Raw genomic sequence first — 17,292 nt, forward strand, 5'->3', positions numbered from 1 at the left:
TGCTTGGTGCTTCAGGCGGAACGCATCGCATCGATCTCGTCGATCTGGCGCTGGAGCTGTCGTGCGCCCCACTTGTTGAGCGCGTAGATTGCCGCAAATACTCCCACCACGAAACCCATCGACATCAAGGCGTCCGCCGGGGGCATTGCCCACCGGTTCAAGGGAGTGGAGAGGAGCGGCGCCGCCATCACCACGGCCATGCCGGGGATTAACGGCAACAGGTACCAGGTGAACACGCTGTCGATAGCATCGCGCTGGCGCACCAGCTCGCGCCGCTGATAGTCGAGCAGCGAATACTGTCCGCCGTGTTCCATCGGTGTGAGCGGACTTGCGCGCCGGTGCAATTGCCACATTACCACGCCCGTTCCTCCGATGATGAGCGCTGCGCCGATCCGCAAGGCGGGAAGCGGGACGAAAATCGCCATGGCGAGGAAGGCCACGATCACGACGGCCCCGGCAATATATTCGATCCAGTTGCGCCAAACTATCTTGCGGCGAAACCGGTCGGCGCGGGCGCGCAGTTCTTCCAGCGAGGGGAGCGGGGCGGCAGGCGCTCCGGCCCGCCAGCTTTCGCGGGCGAATTCTTCAGGGGTCATGCGTCGAACTCCTCGGTTTGGAATGCCTCTGCCAGCAGTGACTTGAGGCGGTGAATGCGGGTGGCGACCGCGCCCGCCGAAAGGCCGGTCACATCGCCGATTTCCTCGGCGGTCAGTTCTTCGAGATAGAGCAGCATCACTTGCCGGTCGGCGGGCTTCAGCCGGTGGATCGTGGCGAGCAGGCGCCGGGCAAGCTGGCTCTCGCTCGCTTCGCGCTCGATATCGTCGGGCGCGGCGAGCTGGTCGATTTCCTCCAGTCCGCAACGCCCGGAGGCCGGACGAGCGCGCCGCGCGGCCTGGATGTGGCTTACCGCCACGTTGTGTGCGATCCGGTAGACCCAGCTGCGCAGCGAGCACTGGCCCTCGAAATAGGCGAAGCTGCGCCAGAGCGCGGCGTGGATATCCTGCACCAGATCGCGCGCCAGATCGGCATCCGCTTCATAGCCCCGCGCCAGCCGTTCTATGGCGGCGGCGTAAGTCCGGGCCGCTTCGCGATAGCGCACGTCCTGCGTTGTTGCGGTCGGTTCCAAACTGTTTTCCCCTCGTGCCATGCAAAGGTAGTCGCTGCGGCGGGGGAAGTCTTACACGTCGGCGCGAATTATTTTTGTTAGTCTTCGGGGTAGGCGATCGCCAGCACTTCCCATTCCTTGGTCCCGCCCGGCAGCACAACAGTCCGCAAGTCCCCCACATTTGCCCCGCGCAAGGCCCGCGCAATCGGGCTGGACCAGCCGACCAGTCCCGCGCTGGCATCTTGCTCCTTGTCGCCGACGATGGTCAGCACCCGCTCCGCATCGTCCTCATCCGCAATGGTCACGGTTGCGCCGAAGAACACCCGGCTCTTGTCCGGCTGGCGGCGCGGATCGACCACCTGGGCATGCTTCATCACCTTGGCGAGATAGGACAGTTCGCGATCGATTTCGCGCATTCGCTTGCGCCCGTAGAGGTAATCGCCGTTCTCGCTGCGATCCCCGTTCCCCGCCGCCCAGCTGACGATCTCGACGATTGCGGGCCGCTCGGTGCCGAGCAGGTGGTCGTACCGCGCCTTCAATGCGGCAAGGCCTGCGGGGGTGATGGGGGAGGTCTTGTCGGACATTCCCCGGCGGTTAGCCTAGCGCACGGCGCGGCGATAGAGGTGCCAGGTCGCGTGGCCGAGTACCGGCAATGTCACCAGCAAGCCCAGGAAGGCGGGGAGCATCGACACGAACAGGATTGCCGCAATCAGCACGCCCCAGCCAATCACCACGCCGGTATTCGCCCGCAACGTGGCAAGGCTGGCGATGATCGCGGTGATGAAGTCGACGTCGCGATCAACCAGCATCGGCAGGCTGATCACGGTGATCGCGTAGAAGAACAGGGCGACCAGTGAGCCAACCGCGCTGCCCACTGCCAGCATGGCGATGCCTGCCGGGCTCAGCAGCGCCGCCAGCGATTCCCCTCCCATGCCCGCATCGGCCATGAAGATGGCAAAAATCCCGTGCGCCAGGATCACCCAGAAGCTGAAGCCGACGAACAGGATGCCGCCCATCAGCAGCAGTTGCTCGTCCCCGCGTCCGCGCAGAGCGCCGAGAACCGGCCTCCAGTGCAGCGGCAAGCCAGCCTCGCGTCGGCGGCTGACCTCGTAAAGACCGACGGCAGTGAAGGGGGCGAGGAGGGGAAAGCCCGCGATGGCCGCCATCCACCACATGAACGCCCCGCGGCTCTGCAAGGCTTGCACCAGTGCCATCCCGGCGATGACGTAGATCGCGGCGAAGAACAGCCCGAACAGCGGATGCGCGCGATAGTCCGCCCATCCGGCGGCGAGGGCTGCGCGAAGATCGGCAAAGGTCAGGTCCTCGGCTACCGCAAAGCGCACCGGAACAGCCTCTGTTTTCATACCCCATTCCTCCCCGCAGCATGGCTAGCCGGGGCGAACAGGCGCAACATTGACGGAGGTCAAGCATTGCTCTTTCTTGACGGACTACCTCACCTCAGGAAATCGCTGACATCCCGGCTCCGACCCATACTCGCGTTCTGCGGATAGAGCTGCTCATAGACCACCGCGTTTTCGATCACCCGGTGGATGTAGTTCTTGGTCTCGAAGAAGCCGACTTCCTCGATCCAGCGCAGCCAGTCGACCGAGCCCGTTCGCGGATCGCCGTTTTCGCGCAGCCAGCGGTTCACGTTGCCCGGTCCGGCGTTGTAGGCGGCGATGGCGAGGGGGTAACTGCCGTCGTAATAGCTCACCAGCCGCTCGATATGGTTCGACCCCAGCCGCATCGCATATTCGGGATCGTCCATCAGCGCGCTGGCCGAGTACTGCACGCCCGCGCGTCGCGCCTCTTCCTGCGCGGTGGCGGGCATGAACTGCATCAAGCCGCGTGCGCCCGCATGGCTGATCGCGTTCAGCGCGAACTGGCTTTCCTGCCGCGCGATCGAGTGGACCAGCGTCCAGTTGGCTCCCGGCGGGGTTTGCAGCGTGGGGAAGCCGATGCGGGTGAAGCCGTGGTGGCCGTCTGCTGCCGCAGCATCGGCGAGGTTCACCGCCAGATCGCGCCGCCCGATTTCGCGCGCAAGGTCAGCCACCAGCACGTGTTCGCCCACGGTCTCGGCCTGATCGGCAATCGCGCGGTAGAAGCGGATGCCGGTGGACCACGGCGCATCGCGCGCGACTTCGGCAGTGGCGCGGGTGATCGGCTTGGCAAGGAAGGCCTGCCGTTCTTCCGGAGTAGGCTCTCCCGCAGGCGCTTCGGCATAGGCGGGAATTTCGCGGCCCAGCCGTTCGAGCGCCATCAGGCCGTAGAACCGGTCGGTATATTGCGCCGCCATTTCGTAGAGGCGGTTAGCCTCGGCGGTCATGCCTGCTTGCCGGTAGGCTTCGCCCGCCCAGAAAAAGCCTTTGGAGCGGGTCTGGCTGGTGCGTGCCGCGGCACCGTACTGATAGAACAGCGGCGCGGCAGTGGCCCCGTCGCCCTGGTGCCAGAGTGCGTTGGTCCCGCCCAGCCACATCAGCGAGGTGTAATCGTCGCGCAGCCTGTAGGCCATGCCGGAGATATCCTCGCCCGGCGCGAAGGCTTCCTGCGCGCGGGCGGCAATGCGTACCGAATCGGCGCGTCCTGCCTCGCGCGCAACGGCGAGCAGCTCGGTGATCCACAGCGTGCGGTCGAAGGGCAGGGCGGCGAGTGGCGGCCCGTCCACGATCATCCGCACCGCTTCCCCCGCACGACCTTCCTGCCGCAATTCGCGGCTGCGGTTGTAGAGATAGCCGGGATCGCTGCGCGCAAAGGCGACATCGGTCGCCCCGTCGCCGCCCTGCAAAATGGCGAGCCGCGCGGCGAACAGGCGGCGGCTGTCGGGCGAGACGCGGTCGAGCTGGCGCACGGCGGAATCGGGATCGCGCTGCCACAGCAGGGCATCCATCCGGTGGTCGTTATCATCCTGCGTGAACTGGTTGCCGAACATCGAATAGATCGCCGCTTCGGCGGTCGGACTCATTTCCCCACCGCGCCATGCCTCAAGCGCCCAGCGTTGCGCAGCTGCCTGATCCTGCCCGCTTAGCGCGAGGGCATAATGCGCACGGGCGTGATTGGTGACCGGATCGCGCCCGGCAAAGAAGCCGGTCAGCGTCTGCGGATCGGTGAATTCGCTGCGTAATCGATGTTCGGCAGCGGCGCGCAATGCCAGTTCTTCCGGGAAGCCGGGATTGGCGCTCAGGAAACGCGCGTATTCAGCGAAAGAAATCTGCGGATCGGGATCACCGCCCGAACGGCGGCGGCTGTCTTCCCACAATCGTTCCCAGCGGGCGATCTCTCCCGCCATCGGCCCCGGCTGCTGGGCGACCAGACTGGCACGGTTGCGGTCCCACTCTCCCGCATCCTGTGCGAGCACAGTGGCGGGAGCAGAGATGGCGGTGGCGGCGAGAAGCGCGTAAAGGGAATGTCGAACCATGCTGGACATACTGCTTGGCCTCTCCTTATCAGGCCATGAATAGATCAATTTTTGCAAAGCCGGGAGCGGCCATACCATGTTTTCAGGATCGATACCCGCGCTGGCAACCCCCTTCAGGGACGGAGCGTTCGACGAATCGGCCTATCGGAAATTTATCGACTGGCAGATCGAAAGCGGCTCCTCCGGGCTGGTGCCATGCGGGACAACCGGCGAAAGCGCGACGCTCGATAATGACGAGCATCACCTCATCATCAAGACCTGTGCCGAGCAGGCGGCGGGGCGGGTGCCGGTGATTGCCGGGGCCGGCAGCAACGATACGCAGACCGCGCTGTGGCACATCAAGGAAGCGCAGATCGCCGGGGCCGACGCGCTGCTGCTGGTCGCGCCCTATTACAATCGCCCGAGCCAGGCGGGGCTGCTGGCGCATTTCAGCTACCTGGCCGAGCGTGCCGACCTGCCGATCGTGCTCTACAACGTGCCGGGGCGCACGGTGACCGATATCCAGCCCGATACGGTGGTGGAACTGGCGCGGCGCTTTCCCGGCAAGATCGTGGCGCTGAAGGATGCCAGCGGCGATCTGCAGCGCGTGGTCCAGCATCGGATGGGTGCGGGGCCAGAATTCTGCCAGCTTTCGGGCGACGATCCGCTGGTGCTGGCGGGCTATGCCCTGGGGCAGGTGGGCTGCATTTCGGTAACCGCCAATGTCGCGCCGAAGCTGTGCGCAGATTTCCACGCTGCGGCGGCTTCGGGGAACTACGCGACCGCGCGCGAACTCAACGAAAAGCTTTATCCGCTGCACAAGGCAATGTTTGCCGACGCCTCCCCCGCACCCGCCAAATACGCTCTGGGCAAGCTGTTCGACTGGTTCTCCCCCGAAGTTCGGCTGCCGATTATCGAGTGTTCGGATGCGGCGAAAGCGGCGGTGGACGCGGCGATGGAGATTGCTGGACTTGTATAAGCCTCGTCATTGCGAGGAGCGAAGCGACGCGGCAATCCATCTCCCGTCGTTGCCTGCGATCGAAACGTTGGGAGATGGATTGCCGCGTCGCCCTACGGGCTCCTCGCAATGACGAAGTCAGGGAAATACTGTATGAAAAACCTCCTCCTCGCCCCCGTCGCCCTCGCGCTCGCATCCTGCTCGACGATGAACGTCCCGCCGCCCGCGCTCGACGAGCTTGCGCGGCAGTATCTCGCCGTGCAGCTTGCCATCGGGGAAAAGGACCCGGGCTATGTCGATGCCTATTACGGGCCGGAGGAATTGGCCAGTGCCGCCGCCGCGCAGGATGCCGAGACCACGCTGCCGATCCTGCAGGCCCGCGTGCTGGCGCTCGATACCACGCTGGGTTCGCTGCGGGTAGCGCCGGGCAGTGCCGAGGCCGAGAGGGTGCGTTACCTGCGCGCCATGCTGGGCAGCGCCAAGGTCCGGCTGCGGATGCTGCGCGGGGAGGAAATCCCGTTTCAGGACGAGGCCGAGGGCCTGTTCGGCGTCCGGCCCGAACTGATCGACCTGACCACGCTCGATCCGGTGCTTGCCGAGATCGACCGACTTGTCCCCGGCCCAGAAGGAGAGAACGTCCCGCTTCATGAGAGGGTCAATGCCTTCCAGGATCGCTTCATCATCCCGAACGATCGACTGCGTAGCGTTATCGACGCCGCCGTGGCCGAATGCCGCGCCCGTACCCTGCCGCATATCCCGCTGCCTGCAAGCGAGAGTTTCGAGCTCAGCCTTGTCACCGACAAGCCGTGGGGCGGGTTCAACTATTACCAGGGCGATTATCACTCGGTGATCGAGATCAACACCGATCTGCCCACCCGGCTCGACCGCGCGGTGGATGTCGGCTGCCACGAGGCCTACCCCGGCCACCACGTCTATTCCACACTGATCGAGCGGGACCGGGTGAATGCGCTCGGCCAGATCGAATATACCCTGCTGCCGCTCTATTCGCCGCGCGCGATCATATCCGAAGGCAGCGCCGAATACGGGGTGGAACTGGCCTTTCCCGGCGACAGCCAGCTCGAATACGAGCGAGACGTTCTCGCGCCAATGGCGGGAATCGATGTGAGCCAGTTGCAGGCCTACTACGACCTGCGCGAAGCGACCGACAGGCTTTCCGGCGCCTATTACACCATCGCCGCGGGCTATCTCGACGGCACGATGACCCGCGAGCAGGCGATCGAAGCCTCGATGCGATACCGCCTGATGAGCCGCGAACGTGCAGTCCAGTCGCTGCGGTTCATGGATACCTACCGCAGCTACGTGATCAACTACGGGCTGGGGCAGGAGATCGTCGGCAACGCGGTGGAAGCGGGCGGGGCGGACATGGCGAAGCGGTGGGAGCGGTTCATCGGAATCCTGAACACGCCGACGCTGCCGGAGGATTTGCGGTAGTGAGTCTTGCATGGCAACTCACCACTTCCGCTCATGCTGAGCCTGTCGAAGCATAGCCGCCACGATTGACTAAGCTTTGCCTGTCGTGACGCCTCACCCGGTATGTGAAGCAAAGTCGCGGTGGAGTTACACTCAGCAATTGAGCGTAACGTTCACCATTTCCCCATTCTGAGCCACGAAGCGATATGCATATCGCCAACCGCGTTCGTGGAATGTGGCCATTGTAGGATCGGACAGGTTGCATATGCCCGACCGGGCATTGGCCACGAAATTCTGGTGAAGCGAAGTGAAGTCGTTTCCGCTTGAGGCAATGTGGATCGTGACGGCAATGCGCTTGTTGGGGCAATCGACGCTGGGGCGAGGGATGAAAAAAGGCGCCGAGTTCTGGTCGGCAAGCTGCCCGATATTGCGCTGGAACACCTCGCAGAACTGCGCGTCATTCATCACGGCAAGCGCATTGAAGGACTGGGCGAGTAACAAGGCTGACAATAGCATTGAAGATTTTCCCCTAAAACAAGTCCGGAAGTTGCGGCATTATGAATGCTGTAGAGCCCTGCTGCTCAAGGGGAAAGTAGAGTGTGAGCGGGCGGTGCGGATATGGCTACTTGGGGCATCAGCCTATGGCGATCTTGACCACTCCACCTCTGCCGGATGATTTGAACTAGCACCCGAAGCGGTGAGGACGTAGAGCAATCCAAAGCAGGGGCGCTGGATTACAGGAGTTTGATCATTCTCACCCCCCGCCTCATCGCCCTGCCGCTCATCGCGCTGCTCGCTTCCTGCGGCATTCCGCAGACCATCACCCCGCGCATTGCACCCGCTTCGGTGGCCTTTGCCGAGGCACAGCGGGTGGAAGTGGTGCTCGACTCTTTCGCCTTCGAACCGCGCACGATCTCGCTGGCGGCGGATAGGCCGGTGGTGCTGGTGCTGGTGAACAACGCGAGCGGCGGGCACAATTTCTCTGCACCCGGCTTCTTTGCGGCGGCGCAGATCGCGGCGAGCGATGCAGCGGTGATTACCGATGGCGAGGTGGAGGTTGCCCCGGGGGGCAGGGTGGAACTGCGGCTGATCCCGGCGGCGGGCGGCTACGATCTCGATTGCACCCATCTTGGCCATTCGGTGCTCGGCATGTCGGGCTCCATCGTGGTGCGCTGACGGCTCGCGCGCGGCGGGGTTTGCACAACGCCTGCGAGCGCCTACATGGCCCCGCTATGGCCCGCCCCAAACCGCCCGTGTTCGACAAGCAGAAGATCGTTGCCGAAAACCGCCGCGCGCGGTTCGATTACTTTATCGAGGATGTGTTCGAGGCGGGGCTGGCCTTGCAGGGCACCGAAGTGAAGGCGCTGCGCGGCGGCGAGGGTACGATTGCCGAAAGCTATGCCGAAGTGCGCGACGGGCAGGTCTGGCTGATCAACGCCAACATTCCCGAATACAGCCACGGCAACCGCGAGAACCACGAACCCAAGCGCCCGCGCAAGCTGCTGCTCAGCGAACGCGAAATCAACAAGATGTTCGGCGCGGTGGAGCGCAAGGGAATGACGTTGGTGCCCCTGAGCGTCTATTTCAATGGTAAGGGTCGGGCCAAGGTGGAACTGGCGCTGGCCAAGGGCAAGCAGGCGCACGACAAGCGCGAGACGATCAAGGACCGCGACTGGAAGCGCGACAAGGCGCGGATCATGCGCGAAAAGGCCTGATCCGGTCTTTTTCGGGCGCTGTCGCAAATCTACGCGCGCCGTTAAGCTGACATTGTTATCCTCTCGTCTATCCCCACCTTGGATTGGGTTCCGAAAGGTGTAAGGCGCTCAGGCGGATTTTTGGCGATTTTATGGTTAGCAAGGCGATCAGATGGCTTTCGGCGAAGGTGCCGAAAATGCCGGAGCGTTCCGATATGGAGCGCAACAAATACCTTGCGCCCATTGCCCACCGCTTCGGGCGATCGGAATTGTGGCGGTTTACCCGCCGTTCGGTTCCGCGCGGCGTGGCGCTGGGGCTGTTTGCCGGTTTCATCATTCCGCTGGGGCAGATTTTCCTTGCCGCCTTCCTTGCACTTCCGGCGCGGGCGAATGTGCCAGTGGCGGCGCTGATTACCTTTGTCACCAATCCGTTCACCGTGCCGTTCTGGCTGGTGGTGGCAAACAAGGTCGGGCGGTTTACGCTGAAAGTCGATCCGCAGACCTTCGGCAATGCCAAGGCAGCGCTTGAGCAGAGTCCGTGGGTCGATTTCGGCTGGTGGCTGCAAACCGCCGGGGTCACTGCCTTCGGGTTTATTGTACTCTCGGTAGTTACGGCAGCGGTCGGCTATCTGGTCTCAAGCGTCCTGTGGAGGGTCGTGGTCGCGCGTAGATGGACCAGGCGACCTGCGCGACGCAGGCTGGTACAGCCCGCCGAATGAATCTGGTCAATATGCAGGAATCGCGGCGACTGGTGGACGGTTTGGCCGTTGCCGCCGCCGTGCTCGCCAGTGTGGCGCTGGTGCAGTATGCGACCGGCAGCCTCACCGCGACGCTGGCCTATGCCGGGGGACTGGTAGTGCTCGGTCTGGTCGGCTTCGTGGCCGGTCGCCTGCCAGCCGGGAACGTCACGACCCAGCAGGCCGACATGCCCGATTGGGCGGTGACCGTGGCAGCGATCGAGCAGCCCGATCTGGCCATTGCCATTACCGATCGCGCCAACCGGCTGGTCTGCGCCAACTCCGCCTTCGAACTGTGGTTTGGTTCGGCCAACGGCCCGCCGCGGCTGCCGGTGGACGGGGCCAGCGCCGATTTGCTCGCGCGGCTGGCGCGGACCGTCTGGCGCGATGGCAAGAGCGATGCCGTCACCATTGCCGACGAGGACAACAGCTGGACTGCCACCGCCGTGCGCGCGGGGCGGGCGGAGGATTACCTGATCTGGCGGTTCGCCCCGATCGTGCGGGCAGAGCCGCTTGTGGCCATTGGCAAGCATATCACCGGTGTGTTTGGCCGCGTGCTCGATGCGGCGGGGATTGCGGTTGCGCTCGTCTCCGCTGACGGGCTGGTGCGGGCAGGCAACCCGGCGCTGGCACGCCGCGCTTTTGGGGACGAGACCGCGCGGATGACCGGACAGGAATTCGTCCGCCTGCTGCGCTCCGACGAGCGCGAGCGGATCTATTTCGCCCGCGAAGGCAAGAAGGGCAGCCCGCAAACGCTGGTGCAGGTACCCCTCGCCGACCCCGGTGAGGCAGCGCGCGAAAGCGTGCCGGGCAAGGCTGCAGCGCAGGCGCCATCGCTGATGTTGCTGATCGATGCGGGGATAGGGCTGGGCGGCTGGAGCGGGGAGGCAAAGGGGCAGGCGGCACAGTTGGAAAGCCTGCTCGAACAATTGCCGCTTGGTCTTGCAACCACCGACCGTGACGGTCATTTCCTTTACGCCAATCCCGCTTTCCGCCGTGCGGCGGGTCTGGATGCGGGTGACTTGCCGCCATATCCCGGCGATATCGTGGTGGCGCGCGACAAGACGGCGATTTCCGATGCGGTGCGCCGTTATGGCCAAGGCCCTGCCAGCGCGGGCGATATCGCCGTGCGGCTGCGCAGCGATCCGGATGAGCCGGTGAGCATGGGCATGGCCGGTGTGCGCGGGCTGGGCGAATCTGCCGTGCTCATCAGCCTCGCCGACACCACCGAGGAAGCGCGCCTGAAGCGGCAGGTGGCGCAGGCGACCAAGATGCAGGCCGTCGGACAGCTTGCAGGCGGGGTGGCGCACGATTTCAACAATGTGCTGACCGCGATCATCGGCTATTGCGACCTGATGCTGCTGCGGCACACGCCCGGTGACAGCGATTACGACGATATCCAGCAGATCAAGGCCAATTCCAACCGCGCGGCCAGCCTGACCCGGCAGTTGCTCGCCTTCAGTCGCCAGCAGACGCTGCAACCCGAAGTAATCCAGCTGCCGGATATCATTTCCGAAGTCAGCCAGTTGCTCAAGCGACTGCTCGGCGCGAAGATCACGCTCAACGTCCGGCATGACCGCGATCTCGGCCATGTCCGCGCCGATCCGCGCCAGCTGGAGCAGGTCATCATCAATCTGGCGGTGAACGCGCGCGATGCAATCCAGACCGCGGGTGGCGGTGAAGGATCGGCGGGCACGCTAACCTTTGCCACCCGCCGTGTGGAAGCGCGCGACATCCGGCGCATGGGCAGCGAAATCATCCCGGCGGGCGATTATACCGTGCTGATCGCGGAGGACACCGGTGGCGGGATCAAGCCCGACGTGCTGGGCAAGATCTTCGAACCCTTCTTCACCACCAAGGAGCAGGGCAAGGGCACCGGGCTGGGGTTGTCCACAGTCTATGGAATCGTCAAGCAATCTGGCGGGTTCATCTTTGCCAGCAATGCCAAGGGGCCGGACGGCAAGGTAAGGGGAGCGCGGTTCACCATCTATCTGCCGGTGCACCACATGACCGAGGAGGATCTGAAAAAGATCGAGACGGAAGAGCAGGTGCGCGAATGGTCCGGCGGCGGCACGATCCTGCTGGTCGAGGACGAGGACATGGTCCGCGCGGTGGCCGAACGGGCCTTGGCGCGGCAGGGTTACATGATAGTTACCGCGAGCGACGGCGATGAAGGTCTCGAAGCGTTCCGCGCGGCACCCGATCGCTTCGACATGGTTCTGACCGATGTCGTCATGCCGAGCATGGACGGCCCGGCAATGGCAAGGGAGATACGAAAGCAGAAGCCGCAGCTGCCGATCCTCTTCATGTCCGGCTATGCCGAGGAACAGTTGCGCAGCGAGATCGACATCGAAAACATGCACTTCATCGCCAAGCCCTTCAGCGTAAAGCAGATCGGCGAGAAGGTGGGCGCTGTCCTGGGGAAAGTGTCGCGGAACTGATCCTGTCAGGCACCTCGGGTGCAGCTTCTTCCCCGCGAGCGCGAAGGCTCCTGCTTCTGAAATTCGCGATTGCCTGCCCCTCAAGCTTGCGTCACTCTGCCATTCATCGACCATACAGGCCGTGATACCTTATATCAAAGAATGCGGCCCTGCGGGATCGCCTGCCAGAGGGGAATCCAGATGACCAAGCGCCTGTTCGCCGCCGCACTGCTCACAGCATCGGCACTCGCCGCCCCGTCGTTCGCGCAGGACCAGGCAGACCCCGGCTCCGGCGAAACCGCGCAGGGCGATGTCTCGGTGACGATCTACCAGAACAACCAGGCGCTGGTGCAGGATGTTCGCCAGCTGAACATCCCGCGCGGTCGCACCCGCATCGAATTCCCCGATGTCTCGGCACAGATCCGCCCGCAGACAGTGAGTTTCGCCGCCGATGGCACCGGGATCATCGAACAGAACTTCGATTTCGACCTGCTCACTCCGGCCAAGCTGATGGAAAAGGCCATCGGCCAGACGGTGACACTGGTGCGCACCAATCCCGCCACCGGAGTAGAAACCCGCGAACAGGCCGAAGTGCTTTCCACCGCTGGCGGGGTGGTGGTGCGGATCGGCGAGCGGATCGAAGTGCTGCGCGACGATGGCCTGCCGGTGCGGGTGATCTTCGACGGCGTGCCGCCCAACCTGCGCGCCCGCCCGACGCTATCGGTCACGCTGGATTCGACACGCGGTGGCACCCGCGAAGCCTCGATCCGCTACCTGACGCCGGGCCTCGGCTGGAGCAGCGACTATGTCGCGCTCTATGACGAGACGCGCGGAACGGTCGACATGCAGGGATGGGTGACGCTGACCAACAACACCGGCACCACCTTCCACAACGCCGATACGCTGCTGGTGGCAGGCAATCCCAATGCCGGCAGTGGCGGGCGACCGCGTCCCGATCTGGTCCGCCCTGGCACGCAAACCGCCGACCGCGAACGGTTGGGCGATTTCTACCTCTACCCGATCGAGGGCCGCACCACGATTGCCAATGCCCAGACCAAGCAGGTCAGCTTCCTCGATGTCCAGGCCGTGCCCGCACGGCGCGTCTATTCGATTGGCAGCGGCTGGTTGCAGAGCGACAGCGATTTCCGCCCCGCTTCCACCGCGATCAGCTTCAATTCCAGCCGTGAGGGCGGGCTGGGCGATGCGCTTCCCGCAGGAACGGTGCGCTTTTACCAGAACGATGCGGAGGGTAATCCGCAATTCATCGGCGAGAACGGCATCGGCCATACGCCGATGGGCAGCACGCTCAGCCTGCGCACCGGCGATGCCTTCGATGTCTACATGCAGGCCGAGGTGGAGAACCGCGCGGTCATCACCGCCGCCGAATACGAACGCAGCGCCCGCTATCGCGTGTTCGAAGATGGCGAGCTGGTGCGCGAAGTGCAGGTGGATCGCTCGGTCGATTACTACCGCACCACCATGCGCTATACCTTCACCAATGCGAAGCCCGAGCCGGTGGAGGTCGAACTGACGCAAGGCGGGCTCGATCAGGGCTGGTGGGGCCGCGACTTCCGGGTTGTTTCGGAGGATATTGCAGGCGAGCAGATCAATTTCGGTGAACGCCTCTACCGCGTCACCGTGCCCGCCAATGGCGAGCGCGTGGTGCGCGTGACTTACGAGTCGCGGTACTAGGGGCGGGGCGGTGCGCCGCATCACGGCCTTGCTCATTTCCGTCGCGGCTTTTGTCAGTTTGCCGGCAGCCGCGCAGGATCGCGCCGTAGTCGAGGCATCCGCGCCCGAAAGTCTCGCCGTCACCGTCTATCGCGATCCCAATCGCGGCACCGGGCAGGCAATGAACGTGAACTGGCCGCAGGGCTTCGCGATGATTTCCGAGACCCGCAGTGTTACGCTGCCGCCGGGCCGCTCGACGATCCGCTTCGACGGTGTGGCCGAGGGGATGGTCGCGGTCTCCGCGATCGTCACTGGCCTGCCCGGAGGGACAATCGAAAAGAACCGCAACGCCGACCTGCTCAGCCCCGCTGCTCTGGTGGACGGGATGCTGGGCAACCGCGTCACGATCACCCGCACCGATCCCGCCACGGGCGAGGAACAGGCCGAAAGCGCCGTAGTCCGCACCCGCGCCGATGGCGGGCTGGTGCTGCAAACGGCGGAGGGTTACGAGGCGGTGCGCTGTTCCGGCCTGCCCGAACGCCTGACCTTTGACGGAGTGCCGGAGGGGCTTTCCGCCAATCCGGTCTTCACCATCGATACGGCAGATGAGAGCGGTGGCACCTACACGGTCACGCTCACCTATCTCGCCTGGGGTTTCGACTGGGAAGCCAGCTACGTCGCCACTATCCATGAAGGCCGCGAGGCGGAAGATCTGCGTTTCGATCTGACCAGCTGGCTGACCATCCTCAACGACAACGGCCAGAGCTTTCCCGGCGCGGAACTGATGGCCGTGGCGGGCACGCTCAACGTGGTAAGCAATTTTCAGGGACTGTCCGATCCACCCGATGCGCGGCCCTTGCGGCTGACCTGCTATCCGCTGGGGAGCACGGCAGCAGGATCGCCGGTTCGGATTCCGCCACCGCCGCCGCCTCCCGCACCCCCCCCGATGTCTGCTCCGATCGTGGTGACCGGCGCCCGGATGCGGGCGGCCGATGCGATGGAAATGGTCGTCGGCGTAGCCATGCAAGCCGAGGAAGAAGCGCTGGGCGACCTCAAGCTCTATCGCATCCCTCTGCCGGTCGACGTGAACGCGCAAGGCCTGAAGCAGGTTGCCTTCCTGCAGGAAGAGAATGTCGAAGGCGAATTGGTTTACGATGCCACGTGCAGTGGCTGGGATTGGGGCAATACCGGCCCGGTGCCGACGGGGATGCGGTTGGAGACGGTCAACGACGAAGAGCACGGGCTGGGCGTTGCCCTGCCAAGTGGACAACTGACGGTGTTCGAGCGCGGGCCGCTCGGCGAGATGCTGGTGGCTGAAGATTCGCTGCGCGATTACGCGAGCGGGCAGGATGTCGACATCCGGCTGGGTTCCAGTACGCAGGTCTTCTCCACCTGCCGCGCCGTGGACGGTGTCGATCCGCGCGAGGGCAAGGGCGGCTGGGCCAGGATGGAAGCGACGCTGAGCAATGCCAATCCGGTTCCGGTAACGGTGCGGCTCTACCTCGGCTTTCCCGCACAATGGCATTTCAGCGGCGCGGGAGAGGAACTGGACGAGGGGCAGCGAATCGTGGAAGCAACCGTTCCTGCCAATGGAACGCGGACGGTGGGCTGGCGGGTTCGGCCGGTGAACGACTAGGCAACTTTGCCTTGAAACCTGGCGAGAAATTTCCGCGTCAGCACAAATCCAACAAAAATTCCGTTCCACTCTTGTTCTTATGGAACAAACTGGGTACATCACCATCAGTTGAAGAGTTCATGGGAGCTCTGGCGAACTGACGGAGGCCGTGTCATGGCGAGTGGTAACCTGAAGCTTGTGGAAAAGGAATCCAGTGTGGACCGTCAGAAGGCGCTCGAAGCAGCCCTCGCGCAGATAGATCGCGCGTTCGGCAAGGGCTCGGCAATGAAGCTGGGCAGCAAGGAAGCGATGAATGTGGAGGCGATCTCCACCGGGTCGCTGGGGCTCGACATCGCGCTCGGCATCGGCGGCCTTCCCAAAGGCCGGGTGATTGAGGTTTACGGGCCGGAAAGCTCGGGCAAGACCACGCTGGCGCTGCACGTGCTGGCCGAAGCGCAGAAGGCGGGCGGCACGGTGGCTTTCATCGATGCCGAGCACGCGCTCGATCCCGTCTATGCCCGCAAGCTGGGCGTCGATATCGATGAGCTGATCGTCTCGCAGCCCGATACTGGCGAACAGGCGCTCGAGATCGTCGACACGCTGGTGCGCTCGAACGCTATCGACGTGCTGGTGGTCGATTCGGTCGCCGCGCTGGTTCCGCGCGCCGAAATCGAGGGCGAAATGGGCGACAGCCACGTCGGCCTGCAGGCGCGGTTGATGTCGCAAAGCTTGCGCAAGCTCACCGGTTCGATCAGCCGTTCGAAGTGCATGGTGATCTTCATCAACCAGCTGCGCATGAAAATCGGGGTGATGTACGGTAATCCGGAAACCACCACCGGCGGCAACGCGCTGAAGTTCTACGCTTCGGTCCGGTTGGATATCCGCCGCACCGGCCAGATCAAGGACCGGGATGAGGTGATCGGCAACACCACCCGCGTGAAAGTGGTCAAGAACAAGGTCGCCCCGCCGTTCAAGCAGGTCGAATTCGACATCATGTACGGCGAGGGCATTTCCAAGATCGGCGAGATTCTCGATCTCGGAGTGAAGGCCGGGATCGTCGAAAAGTCCGGATCGTGGTTCAGCTACGATAGCATCCGGATCGGCCAGGGCCGCGAGAATTCCAAGACTTTCCTCAAGGAAAACGAAGAGCTTTGCGCCAAGTTGGAAGCTGCCATCCGCAGCAAAACCGACGCGGTCGCCGAGGTGATGTTGGCAGAGCCGGACGCGGACTCCGAAGACTGATCCTCAAGAAGGCAGGTGCAGGTACATCCATCGCACGGGGATGTACTTGATCCACCAGCCTTGCGAAACCGGAGCCGGCGACGGCGGGACTTGCGCCCGCCAGAGCCGGCTTCTTCGCTTTTGATATTGTTGCAACCATTCCCCTGCTATCGCTCGATCCGCATATCGGGGAATTGGGGATGACGGACAAGAGCGAGTGGCAAGGCAATGTAGGTACCACGTGGGCCGAAGAGTACCGCCGCACAGATCGCAGCTTCAGCCAACTCACCGAGCAATTGCTCGCTCTTACGCGACATTTCGTCTTCTCCAGAGTTCTCGATGTCGGCTGCGGGGCGGGTGAATTGTCGCTGGCCATCGCGCGCGGCAGGCCCGATGTATCGGTCATCGGGGTCGACGTGTCGCCGCAACTGGTTGACGTCGCGCGAGAACGCGCTTCGCACCTTGCCAATGTCCAGTTCGAACTCGCCGATGCCGCGCAATGGCGATGCGATCCTTCCGTAGCGCCCGATCTTCTCGTTTCCCGCCACGGGGTAATGTTCTTCGACGACCCGCCCGCAGCCTTTGCCCATCTCGCTGCACAAGCTGCACCCAAGGCGGGAATGCTGTTCTCCTGTTTCCGCTCGCCCAGCGAAAATCCCTTCTTCAGCGAAGTTGTCCGCCTGCTTCCCGATCCCCCCGAGCGCGGCGACCCGCTCGCACCCGGACCTTTTGCCTTCGCCGATGGCACGCGTGTCCACGCAATCCTGAGTGAGAGCGGGTGGAGCCAGATTTCGGTGACTCCGGTCGATTTCCCGATGATTGCCGGCACTGGAGCCGATCCCGTTGGCGAAGCTGTGACATACTTTTCCCGCATCGGCCCGGCAGCAAAGGCGGCGGCGCAGATGGAGCCGGAAGCGCGTGAACGCTTTTTCAAGCGTATCCGCGCCCTTGCCGAACGCCATGAACACGGCGGGATAGTGGCGCTACCCGCTGCCGCGTGGATCGTAACAGCGCGCAAGGGGTGACAGGATGCCCGATAGCACGCG

Annotated in this window: 16 protein-coding genes; 10 read left to right on the top strand and 6 right to left on the bottom strand. The window is 63.8% G+C overall.

The genetic code is table 11. The features are described from left to right. Window positions 1–11: 11 nt before the first annotated feature. The 5 genes from JY451_12105 to JY451_12125 all read right to left on the bottom strand — a co-directional run bounded on the left by JY451_12105 (window position 12) and on the right by JY451_12125 (window position 4,529). Window positions 12–596, bottom strand: a complete 585-nt coding sequence (locus JY451_12105) for a hypothetical protein (GenBank protein QZH74414.1) — start codon at window positions 594–596, stop codon at window positions 12–14. Further along, complete coding sequence (locus JY451_12110; protein ID QZH74415.1) at window positions 593–1,147, bottom strand: sigma-70 family RNA polymerase sigma factor; 555 nt, start codon at window positions 1,145–1,147, stop codon at window positions 593–595. Before JY451_12110 ends, JY451_12105 begins: the two co-directional genes overlap by 4 nt. Window positions 1,148–1,203: 56 nt before the next feature. After that, window positions 1,204–1,689, bottom strand: coding sequence for a GreA/GreB family elongation factor (locus JY451_12115; GenBank protein ID QZH74416.1), 486 nt, complete (start codon window positions 1,687–1,689; stop codon window positions 1,204–1,206). Between the two features lie 15 nt (window positions 1,690–1,704). Then, window positions 1,705–2,469, bottom strand: coding sequence for a DUF2189 domain-containing protein (locus tag JY451_12120; protein ID QZH74417.1), 765 nt, complete (start codon window positions 2,467–2,469; stop codon window positions 1,705–1,707). 89 nt (window positions 2,470–2,558) lie between these two features. After that, window positions 2,559–4,529, bottom strand: a complete 1,971-nt coding sequence (locus JY451_12125; protein ID QZH74418.1) for a lytic transglycosylase domain-containing protein — start codon at window positions 4,527–4,529, stop codon at window positions 2,559–2,561. A gap of 67 nt (window positions 4,530–4,596) precedes the next feature. On the opposite strand from JY451_12125, the gene JY451_12130 reads away from it, so the two are divergent. Next, on the top strand, window positions 4,597–5,478 hold the full coding sequence (locus tag JY451_12130; GenBank protein ID QZH74419.1) for a 4-hydroxy-tetrahydrodipicolinate synthase: 882 nt from the start codon (window positions 4,597–4,599) through the stop codon (window positions 5,476–5,478). Between the two features lie 186 nt (window positions 5,479–5,664). Then, window positions 5,665–6,909, top strand: coding sequence for a hypothetical protein (locus JY451_12135; protein ID QZH76709.1), 1,245 nt, complete (start codon window positions 5,665–5,667; stop codon window positions 6,907–6,909). Between the two features lie 132 nt (window positions 6,910–7,041). On the opposite strand, the gene JY451_12140 is transcribed toward JY451_12135, so the two are convergent. Beyond that, window positions 7,042–7,404 carry a hypothetical protein gene (locus JY451_12140; protein QZH74420.1) on the bottom strand — a complete coding sequence of 121 codons (363 nt, stop codon included), beginning with the start codon at window positions 7,402–7,404 and terminating at the stop codon, window positions 7,042–7,044. 228 nt (window positions 7,405–7,632) lie between these two features. Between JY451_12140 and JY451_12145 the strand changes: the two genes are divergently transcribed. From JY451_12145 to JY451_12180, 8 genes are all read left to right on the top strand, one after another. Then, window positions 7,633–8,064, top strand: a complete 432-nt coding sequence (locus JY451_12145) for a copper-binding protein (protein ID QZH74421.1) — start codon at window positions 7,633–7,635, stop codon at window positions 8,062–8,064. 56 nt (window positions 8,065–8,120) lie between these two features. Beyond that, a complete protein-coding gene (gene smpB, locus JY451_12150; GenBank protein QZH74422.1) occupies window positions 8,121–8,603 on the top strand; it encodes an SsrA-binding protein SmpB in 483 nt (160 codons plus the stop codon). A gap of 176 nt (window positions 8,604–8,779) precedes the next feature. Beyond that, window positions 8,780–9,301: a DUF2062 domain-containing protein gene (locus JY451_12155; protein QZH74423.1), complete on the top strand. Its 522-nt coding sequence runs from the start codon at window positions 8,780–8,782 to the stop codon at window positions 9,299–9,301. Window positions 9,302–9,312: 11 nt separating this feature from the next. Further along, complete coding sequence (locus tag JY451_12160; protein QZH76710.1) at window positions 9,313–11,760, top strand: response regulator; 2,448 nt, start codon at window positions 9,313–9,315, stop codon at window positions 11,758–11,760. A 180-nt stretch (window positions 11,761–11,940) separates the two neighbouring features. Beyond that, a complete protein-coding gene (locus JY451_12165) occupies window positions 11,941–13,431 on the top strand; it encodes a DUF4139 domain-containing protein (protein QZH74424.1) in 1,491 nt (496 codons plus the stop codon). Window positions 13,432–13,441: 10 nt separating this feature from the next. Beyond that, a complete protein-coding gene (locus JY451_12170) occupies window positions 13,442–15,046 on the top strand; it encodes a hypothetical protein (protein QZH74425.1) in 1,605 nt (534 codons plus the stop codon). A gap of 153 nt (window positions 15,047–15,199) precedes the next feature. Next, window positions 15,200–16,267 (top strand): recombinase RecA, encoded by a 1,068-nt coding sequence (gene recA, locus JY451_12175; GenBank protein ID QZH74426.1) that lies wholly within the window; start codon window positions 15,200–15,202, stop codon window positions 16,265–16,267. A 179-nt stretch (window positions 16,268–16,446) separates the two neighbouring features. Beyond that, on the top strand, window positions 16,447–17,271 hold the full coding sequence (locus JY451_12180; GenBank protein QZH74427.1) for a class I SAM-dependent methyltransferase: 825 nt from the start codon (window positions 16,447–16,449) through the stop codon (window positions 17,269–17,271). Window positions 17,272–17,292 lie beyond the last annotated feature (21 nt).

This window comes from Erythrobacter sp., from assembly GCA_019739335.1.
Taxonomy (GTDB): Bacteria; Pseudomonadota; Alphaproteobacteria; order Sphingomonadales; family Sphingomonadaceae; genus Alteraurantiacibacter.